General features: G+C 43.8%; 7 protein-coding genes and 1 pseudogene. 4 read left to right on the plus strand and 4 right to left on the minus strand.

All coding sequences use genetic code 11. The features are described from left to right. Positions 1-28 precede the first annotated feature (28 nt). Positions 29-1,750 carry a thiamine pyrophosphate-binding protein gene (locus F6K49_RS14795; RefSeq protein WP_293097800.1) on the minus strand — a complete coding sequence of 574 codons (1,722 nt, stop codon included), beginning with the start codon at positions 1,748-1,750 and terminating at the stop codon, positions 29-31. 139 nt (positions 1,751-1,889) lie between these two features. Here F6K49_RS14795 and F6K49_RS14800 point away from each other — a divergent pair. Both F6K49_RS14800 and F6K49_RS14805 read left to right on the plus strand, forming a co-directional pair. Next, positions 1,890-2,105 (plus strand): annotated as a pseudogene (locus tag F6K49_RS14800) (IS701 family transposase); the annotation flags it as partial. Between the two features lie 120 nt (positions 2,106-2,225). Continuing rightward, positions 2,226-3,284, plus strand: a complete 1,059-nt coding sequence (locus F6K49_RS14805; protein ID WP_293097803.1) for a Glu/Leu/Phe/Val dehydrogenase dimerization domain-containing protein — start codon at positions 2,226-2,228, stop codon at positions 3,282-3,284. A gap of 178 nt (positions 3,285-3,462) precedes the next feature. Here the strand turns inward: F6K49_RS14805 and F6K49_RS14810 are convergent, their stop codons facing one another. The 3 genes from F6K49_RS14810 to F6K49_RS14820 all read right to left on the minus strand — a co-directional run bounded on the left by F6K49_RS14810 (position 3,463) and on the right by F6K49_RS14820 (position 6,847). Further along, entirely contained in the window at positions 3,463-4,275 is an 813-nt protein-coding gene (locus F6K49_RS14810; protein WP_293097806.1) for a hypothetical protein, read from the minus strand. A 5-nt stretch (positions 4,276-4,280) separates the two neighbouring features. Then, positions 4,281-4,982: a hypothetical protein gene (locus F6K49_RS14815; RefSeq protein WP_293097809.1), complete on the minus strand. Its 702-nt coding sequence runs from the start codon at positions 4,980-4,982 to the stop codon at positions 4,281-4,283. 1,178 nt (positions 4,983-6,160) lie between these two features. After that, on the minus strand, positions 6,161-6,847 hold the full coding sequence (locus tag F6K49_RS14820; RefSeq protein WP_293097812.1) for a hypothetical protein: 687 nt from the start codon (positions 6,845-6,847) through the stop codon (positions 6,161-6,163). A 641-nt stretch (positions 6,848-7,488) separates the two neighbouring features. On the opposite strand from F6K49_RS14820, the gene F6K49_RS14825 reads away from it, so the two are divergent. Together F6K49_RS14825 and F6K49_RS14830 are read left to right on the plus strand one after the other, a co-directional pair. Next, on the plus strand, positions 7,489-8,457 hold the full coding sequence (locus tag F6K49_RS14825) for a carbohydrate kinase (protein ID WP_293097816.1): 969 nt from the start codon (positions 7,489-7,491) through the stop codon (positions 8,455-8,457). Positions 8,458-8,654: 197 nt separating this feature from the next. Beyond that, complete coding sequence (locus F6K49_RS14830; RefSeq protein ID WP_293097820.1) at positions 8,655-8,900, plus strand: hypothetical protein; 246 nt, start codon at positions 8,655-8,657, stop codon at positions 8,898-8,900. Positions 8,901-9,008: the final 108 nt, after the last annotated feature.

A 9,008-nucleotide genomic window follows, 5' to 3' on the forward strand; every position in this document is an offset into this window, starting at 1 on the left:
AACACTTAAATTATTCAAGCTACCAAAACTAATGGCGAGTCTTACCTTCAAAATAAGACTTCAAAGTTTCCGCTCGCATTCTCAGGGTAGGGGGAATCAGTTGTGGGTCAACCTGGGCATCAATTAAACAAGGCTCATTGAGATCTAAACACTTTTGTAGAACCTCCTCAAATTCACTGGGAGTACTGACCCTAAAAGCCTTGACACCAAGTCCCTGTGCCACACTACACAAATCCAGTGCATTCTTGTATCGGCTGGGACTTACGGATTTACCAAAGAGTAAATTTTCCCCTTGGTCAACCATGGCAAAACCCCCATCATTAAGCACAATAAAGATAACCGGGATATTGTACTCCGCAGCCGTATGAATTTCTAACCCATTCATGGTGAAAGCTCCATCCCCTAAAACCGCCACCGCAGGGCGATGGGGGGCGGCTAACTTACCTCCTATCGCCATACCTAGGGAAGAACCCATAGAACCTAAACCCAATCCTAAAAAGAAGCTATGGGGGTGACGTACTTCGTAGTAGTGGAGAAACCAAGGCATGCAATTGCCGATATCCACAAACAGCATCGTATCTTCGGGTAAGATAGCTTGCATAGCCCGAATCATCCTTGGTGGATAAAGAGGACTATGTTCAGCTTCCAGCAGATGAGCTTCGTGGTAACGGGGCAATGGGTCTTTCGCCTGGGCAAGGGAAGATGCCCTAGAGCTGGAATTCGGGGGCAGCAATTTTTTCAGCTCCACCAAAGCAGTGCGTGCATCTGCTACTACCCCCACATTAACTGGATAGTTCACACCAATCATCTCAGGGTCGATATCGATTTGAACTAGAGCCTTAGCAGGCATCAACCGAGGGTTCCATGCATGAGTGGCAATTTCCCCCAAACCACTGCCTATCACCACTAAAACTTCCAATTGGTCAGAGAAAATATACTGCTCTGCTTGGGGATGACCAGAAAAACCAAAAACTCCCAAAGATAGGGGATGGTTTTCAGGAAACACTCCTTTTGCTTTCGGGGTTGTGGCAACGGGAATATGTTGCTCTTCTGCCAACTGGCGCAGGGCTGCTGCACCTCCAGATAAATTAACTCCGTGACCAGCTAAAATACACACCCGTTGGTGATTAGTTAGTAGTTCTGCCACCTGGGACAGGGAATCTAAATCCACAGGGCGATTTTCAGGACGATACTGGTGAGGGGGAATTAGCTTGTGGGGAACAGGTTTACCCGCCACATCTCCGGCAATACTTAGATGCACAGGACCAGAACGCCCACTGAGGGCAAGGCGTAGGGCACGTTGGGTTAACTCCGCCACCTTTTGCTCGTGGGGAATAGCAGCAGACAATTTAGTAACGTGTTTAAACAGTTCAATGGTGTCTACCCCAAAAGGAGAACTTTCCTGAGCAGCTCCCTTGCCGAGGGCAGCCACCGCAATTTGTGCCGTCAGCAACAGCACGGGGATGGAATCTGCATAGGCAGCAGCAATACCAGTTAAAGCATTGGTGGAGCCGGGACCCGTGCTGGCACAACAGGCTCCTAAACCCTGCCGGACACGGGCATAACCATCAGCCATAAAAGCAGCTCCTTCCTCATGTTTAGCAAGAATTGGTGTTATCCCATCCTGCTCGGCTAGCGCTTTGTAAAGCATGGTGAGGGGACCCCCTGGCACGCCAAAAATGTACTCCACTCCCTCATGGCGAAGGTAATCCAAAATAAGCTGAATTGCCGAAGTAGATTTATGTTCCATTTTTCTTTTTAAAAAAACTAATAAATGAGTGTTTTTTTCCTTAGAAAGACTATATAGTCAAGATATTTTCCCGGAAAATAAACTAACGGTACTTAACCAAAAATCGAGATCAAATAAAGTATAATACAGTTATGGTATACATTTCATGCTTGTGTTTTGTGCCTATACATTTATTTTATGGCACACCTTAACTGGAGGCTTAAGAAGACGTTGGGCTAACAAACCTTTAAAAACCTTTCCTGAGGCATTAGAGGCGTTTCGGACAGCGATGTCTTTCCGTTTTGTGGAGTGGCTTGCTCAAAATCGGAACCTATTCTTCTGTTACAAAGCTGCTTTGGGCTTTATTTGGGCTTGATATCTGTTTAAGTCCCACTAATTAAAGTGTTGCCTAAAAATACATCAGTTAAATAGTATAAATTCCAGAAATTTTTCTCTTTTTTTCTGGATTAGAAAGATAATTACCTAAGAAATTTTTATGAACATCCTTAAGACCTTGGAAGCAACAGGTCATAAACAGGTACTGTTTTGCCAAGATGAACAGACAAATCTCAAGGCTATTATTGCCATTCACGATACGAGCTTTGGCAGAGCCATGGGAGCAACCCGTCTTTGGCCTTATGCTAGTGAGGAAGAGGCTTTGCAAGATGCACTGCGCCTGAGTCGTGGTATGAGCTACAAAGCAGCCTGTGCCAATATTCCCGTGGGTGGTGCTAAAGGGGTGATTATTGCCCAGCCAGAGGAAAAAACAGAGGAAATACTCACATCCTACGCTCGCTTTGTGGATAGTTTAAAAGGACTTTTTATCACTGGGCAAGATGTGAATCTTTGTCCTGAGGATGTGCGCTTAATTGGCAGCCACACTCCCTATGTGGTAGGTCTTACGGAACGCTCCGGAGGACCTGCTCCCATAACAGCTAAGGGGGTTTTAGTCGGGATAAAAACTGCGGTGGATTTCTTGTGGGGAACCGAAGATTTAACAGGATTAAAAGTTGCTATTCAGGGGGTAGGAAATGTGGGGAAGAACCTCTGCCAACTACTCCATGAAAATGGCGCAGAAATTTGGGTCACGGATTTAGACACAGAAAAAGCCCGCAAAGTGGAATCCTTATACGGGGCAAAGGTAGTACCTGTGGAAGACATTTACTCCCTTGAGGTGGATGTATTTTCTCCCTGTGGTATGGGGGGGATTATTAATGATTTAACTATCCCTAATATCCAAGCCAAAATTATTGCTGGGGCTGGTAACAATCAACTGGAAAACGAGTTGGCACACAGTCAGTTACTCAAAGAGCAAAATATTCTTTACTGTCCAGATTATGTAATCAATTCTGGAGGATTAATCAATGTTTACAACGAGTTAATTGGTTATGACGAAGAAAAAGCTCTAAAAATGCTTGATAATATTGGTCATACTTTGTTCGATATTTTCCATAGGGCAAGGGAGCAGAATATTACAGCCTATGAAGCTGCTAACTTTATTGCTGAGGAGCGTGTTGCCAAGGCAAGAAAGGATTTTTTAGCTATTAATTATTAGCTTTAAAGTTTATGCCCGATAATTTATAGCGCTACGGGCAAAGCAGAGGACAGGAGGCAGGGAAGCACAGAGCAGAAGTTTACAAGTAGATCTCTTTCAAAGTAAAAAAGCAGCCATTTAGGATAATTTTTCTCTCCATTCTTGCTCACTTTGCCCTGTTCCCTTAGTACCAATTACCCTAAATCGAATCCCTAGGACTAACGCGATCTTCCCTACCCACATACTCAATAAACTCCCCAGGTAGTTCTCGTAATACAGGCTGAGGTTCCCTGACTGCTTCTATGGCATTGGAAGTAAATGTGGCATGGATTAGTGAGACAATCAGGGCTGATGCATCCTCAGCCCTAAATCCCAAATCCAGCAGCACCGCAGGAGAACCGAGATAGATGTTGGGAACCATGGAAAATTTCTGTGCAGATACTTCCTTAATCGCCAGAAGCAAACGCCAAAAACGGTGATTATGCTTATTTCTCTTCTGGACGCAAGATTCCAGCACCACTAAACGGTCATCAAAATCTTTAAAAGGAATACCAAAACCCTTTGGTAATCCTTGGTAACCAGAATGTCCCTCTTGCTTAGTACAGTAAATTCTAAGGAGGGATTCAACTTGGGATGGTGAGAAAGTATCACCCAGTTTTTCCCCAAACTCCACAAGCATTTGTGCCGTTGTATTACAAGTCGCTGGTCCGATGAACATTTCTTGTACACTAACTAATCCCGCAGCTACACCCTGTAAAAAACTACCATATCCTGCAGCCATGCGACTAATTTTCAATGGCCATATATGGGGATCTGCGATGGTCATAACCGCAGCAATATCATTGAGCATGTCAATATCATCAGCCTGGAGAGAATGTTTCGAGATAGATAAGGCGATGATCTCGGTGAGATTGCTATGACCCACCAAATCGTTAAAAACACTTTTGCCACGAAATCTGTGGTCATTAAACCCCACTTGAGCAACTTGGGTTTTAATTATCGGGAGTTCCATCTACTTTAGTCCTCATAACGGAAGTTAGGCAATTTCATGGGATAGTTCTCTAACTTGCCTTTTTGCCAGTAACCAACTTCAGCCACAATGGCAGGTAAGCGAGATAGTACAATCACCGAGCATAGCTGGAGGGGTGTTTTTAATCCCACCCGATGGAGGGTATAAAGAAGGGCAGCATCACGGCTAAATTCTTTGAAAGGTAGGGTTATTCCGGTTTCCTCTAGGGCTAGGGCTAAACGTTCCACAGAAGCCCGTTCTTGGGCATCTTCGGTTTGAAACTCTTCGGGAAGATAATTTAACTCTTCTTGATTGAGTAAATTCAGCAATAACTCATGGCGTTTAATTAAATCCTGGGCTTCCTCCGTTAGTATCATCAAGGTTGTGCTGAGGATTGGACTAGGGCTAGCCCCAATTACCTGGGTTAAAATTCCCGCATGGGTAGAGTCGTGGGCTACACTTTTGGGGGAGAGGAAAATCAAAGCAATTTCTAGGGCACGTCCATAATTTTCAGGGGCAATTTCCCCAGTAAAAGCTAAGAGAAATGTTTCTAATAGGCTGTAATGGCGAGCCAAGTCATGCTCCACATCATAACCATGGATACGCCAGGGTAGTTGCGGTGTGACAACGTGAGCCAGAAGTTTTTCTGTAGAGGAGATTGTGTCTACTACAGAGTCGGGATGATCATCCACAGTCTGTTCTTTCTTCATAGTGGTTTACCTGTAGATAACATCTCCATAAATAACATTTATATCTTGAGTTAAAAAATTAAAGGCATCAATTTTGCACTTTCTAAAAAGAAAACGAACCCAGTGCATCAGGGCTATTTCATTCTAAACAAGTCCTTGAGTGTGTTAAGAGTAGAACCAGCACGACGCTGAGCCTGAACCATATTCTCAAAGCCATACTCACGATACAAGTTGAGGGAAAAGTTTCGGGCAATGGCCCAAAGTGGTAATTATACTAGTTCAATCTTACTATATGCTACATTTTTCTTATAAACAAAATAAATTTTTATTATAAAGTTATTTTTATTTTAATACAAAAATTTTTATCTAGTACAGTCCTACCGATTAACACTAGACCTCTTGCAAAAATAAATCGCACTCCATCCTGAACCCCGTCTAACCCTATCTATACTTGGCATAGCGCATTGTATTTAGGGTTTCCGAGTAGAGTAACTTCTCAATAACCGCTGTCGGGTGAAAGAGATAGGTGTGTAAGCAAACCTATCAACTTTATGTACTTGAGAACGTCACCGACACGTTCCCTAGTTCTAATTCCAAGACTCGATCCTGTTCCTTTAGCAGAATTCAGACAATGGAACTACTTCTCATTACGGTCAGTCTTTAACTTTTTATTATTTTCGATAAAAATAAAAAATAACAAAAAGTGAATTTAATGAGGAATTAGAGGAAAAAATGAAGTACCAATAAATCCGATTACTTGCATTTATACTAATAGAACTACTTCCCACCACGGAAGTCCCAATAACTACCGTTACAGGTATTAATACGTCTTTTTATTATCTTTTTTACTACTGTTAGGAAATAACAAAAAGATAACGGCACTTAATATTAAGTGAAATCTGTTAATTCTTGTGTTGGAAGTGGGTAGGTCGTCCGTTGGGACTACCGCCTGAAAGTGGAACTAGGTTAAGGGACCGATTGGTCGCTGTCTGTCGTTGGTACTGGGTAGGGGACTCGGTTGGGTCACCTACCCATCATTGGAACTAAGGAAGGAGTCGGGGTTAGCCACTACCTTTGTTGGGTTTTATGTAGCCTTGTTGGGACTGGGTGGTAAGGTTTTTTCCTTACCGCGATCGCTGTACCAATGACTTGCCCCAGCGACTGCGGGGGTGTGGAGTGCAATGATAGGATGTGATTGATTAAATGTAGTTCTGCGGGGAATAGGGATTGATTCCATGTTCTCGCAGTATTCGTAATAGGCGAGCATTTTCTGCCTCTAGATGGTCTGGTTCAGCCATGCCTTCATAGAGGTCTTCCAATTGCTGATTTAGTTCCTGGTTGATATACTGCCAGCATTCGCTATTGTTTCTTAGATCGGTGTTCTCAGCTTCTAAGAGACTCACGTATTCAGAAAGCTTTTCATTTCTTTCGGTGATTGTAGTCGTATCACCAAAAGCTTCACGAATCCTTTCCTCTAATGCATCTATGATCAATCCGTTAGTCAATGCAAAAGCCCTTTTGTTGCCTTTGTTTCCACGACTATGCCAGTAAAGCCCAACTATGACCGGAGGCCATCCACTGATACGAGTCTGCCCTTTTAGTTGCTCTGGGTTTAAAACCTCAAAAGTGCCGGGCGTAAAACCCTTGCCCCATATATCTTTGAAGGCTTTTGAACGCAAAAAACGCCGGGCGTAAGATTCATCTTCTCCGATGGTTTCAGCAGAACCAGTCTGAGACATCAAGTAATCTCCAGACTCCGTCTTGAAACCATCAGCCTTAATGTCCCCAATGTAGAAAGGACAGTGAGTTACGTATTGCTTATTTTCCATGGTTAGAATGAATATGACATTGAACTGGAGTAATCCTCCACTTAGCGATCGCACCATTGACCGGGAATGCGATCGCTTATTAATAAGTATACCTATTTTATCGTCATCGGCAAATATTGCTTTTGTTATCTTTGTCGCCTCAAAACGTTAACAATAGACGACAGGAAAATCAATGATCACTGCAAGCCAGTAATGTATAGTGCCCCGGCTTAGGCCAATCGCTTTTAGGTGTTCCGTTCATAAAAACGCTGAATTAATCGATTTTTATCGTCTTTATTTACGAGTAAAAATAGCTTACTTTGCCCAACGAGAGAAATGGGCGACGTTATGCTTGCCCACTTTTCTCCTTGTTTTATTCGTTTTCCGGAAAACTAGGTAGAGTTAAGGTACACGTCACAGACTTCCCGGCGTTGGACAGAGAGGCACCGTAGGTGATCGCATCAAATACCTGCCATTTCCACTAATAGAACTACTTCCCACCAGAGTTAAAACTCTTCCTTAAAACTATTGTGTAAACAGGGGAACTAAAATACCGATAATCCCGGTTATGTTAATTAGTCGGGAGATAATAATAAACCTACAGTATAATTTGATGTCAGTTTGGGTGAAATACTTGCGCGCCACTTCCTTCTTAGAAGATGGGCGATAGACTACCCGAATCACCGTTCAATTACATTTGGTAGGTAAGGAATAGCCTCATGACAAGTCCCCAGGTGATCTGTGCTGGTGAAATGTTGTTTGACCGTTTGTCTAATCAGCCAGGAAAACCCCTAGAACAGGTGGAGTCTTGGACAGACTATCCCGGTGGCGCACCAGCGAATACTGCTTGTGCTTTAGTAAAGCTGGGTATACCCACTGCATTTATTGGTTGTATTGGTCAAGATCAGCCAGGAGACATACTGGTAGAGTTGTTAAAGGACGTTGGTGTCGATGGTACGGGAGTACAGCGTCATGGTACAGCTCCCACACGGATCGTCTATGTGGTGCGAGATGCGTCAGGCGATCGCAGTTTTGCTGGATTTGGTGATATCGATACCACAGAATTCGCTGATACACGACTTCAAGGGGATCACTTGCCTACTGAACTATTTAAGGAAGCGAAGTTTCTGGTATTGGGGACTCTGGAATTAGCCTATCCCGACAGTAAGGCAGCAATTAACCAAGCAGTTAAGTTAGCACAACAACACCAGGTCTCTATCTTTATAGATGTGAACTGGCGACCGGTCTTTTGGAATGATGCCAAGATTGCCATTGAAATCATTCAAGACTTTATCCAGCAAGCGGACTTCCTGAAACTGACTGATGAGGAGGGAGAGTTTTTGTTTGGCACTGCTGATCCAAAAGCGATCGCACAACGGTTGGATAAGGTCAAAGGGGTATTAGTCACAGCCGGGGAACGAGGCTGCGCCTACTATCTGGGAGGAAACGAAGGTAAATTACCAGCATTTTCTGTAGCAGTCCAGGATACAACCGGTGCCGGGGATGGCTTTACTGGTGGCATTATTTATCAACTATGCCACCGTGACCGGTCCAGTCTGAGTGATCCAACCGTTGCCAAAGATGTGGTTACCTATGCCAGTGCAGTAGGCGCACTGACCACTCTCAAGCCTGGTGCGATCGCAGCTCAACCTACATTAGCTGAGGTGGAAGCTTTTCTATCTAGTTAGTAGACTTCGCGGCAGTTGTCGGGAACAGGGAACAGGGAACAGGGAACAGGGAACAGGGAATAACTAATTTAAATGCACATCAGCTTACTCTATAAGTTTTTATCTTTAAACTGAAGTTTCACTTCCTACACTTGTCACACTCTTCCCCCGACTCCCGACTCCCGACTCCCGACTCCCGACTCCCGACTCCCTAAAACATGGATAATTTAAACTACTATTCCAATTCAGAAACCATGACCCCGAAGGAAAACTTCGACTTTGTTAATGCTTACCTCAAGGGTGTTAGTCCCGAGATTCGCAATCAAAACGGCTTTATCGTCAAGTTTATCGGAGATGGTATAATGGCTGTTTTCCCTGATGGCACCGATGAGGCAGTAGCAGCGGGAATTGCCAAGCAAATCAGAGTGGAAGAATACAATCGCGAGGCTTTGTTGCATGAATGATGAAGGGGTCAAAATGCTCCCCCTCTCAGGAGCAGTTTTAAGCATTATGGGCATAGCTATCAGGCATACCCAAATGGGTCATAGGATTGAGGGCAGCACAAGCAAGTA

The sequence above is a fragment of the Moorena sp. SIO3I6 genome, assembly GCF_010672095.1.

Excerpts from the sequence above, each read along its gene's own strand:
- F6K49_RS14805 (WP_293097803.1), top strand. The coding sequence starts at position 2,226 with ATGAACATCCTTAAGACCTTGGAAGCAACAGGTCATAAACAGGTACTG.
- F6K49_RS14820 (WP_293097812.1), bottom strand. The coding sequence starts at position 6,847 with ATGGTGCGATCGCTAAGTGGAGGATTACTCCAGTTCAATGTCATATTC.
- F6K49_RS14830 (WP_293097820.1), top strand. The coding sequence starts at position 8,655 with ATGGATAATTTAAACTACTATTCCAATTCAGAAACCATGACCCCGAAG.
- F6K49_RS14810 (WP_293097806.1), bottom strand. The coding sequence starts at position 4,275 with ATGGAACTCCCGATAATTAAAACCCAAGTTGCTCAAGTGGGGTTTAAT.
- F6K49_RS14795 (WP_293097800.1), bottom strand. The coding sequence starts at position 1,750 with ATGGAACATAAATCTACTTCGGCAATTCAGCTTATTTTGGATTACCTT.
- F6K49_RS14815 (WP_293097809.1), bottom strand. The coding sequence starts at position 4,982 with ATGAAGAAAGAACAGACTGTGGATGATCATCCCGACTCTGTAGTAGAC.
- F6K49_RS14825 (WP_293097816.1), top strand. The coding sequence starts at position 7,489 with ATGACAAGTCCCCAGGTGATCTGTGCTGGTGAAATGTTGTTTGACCGT.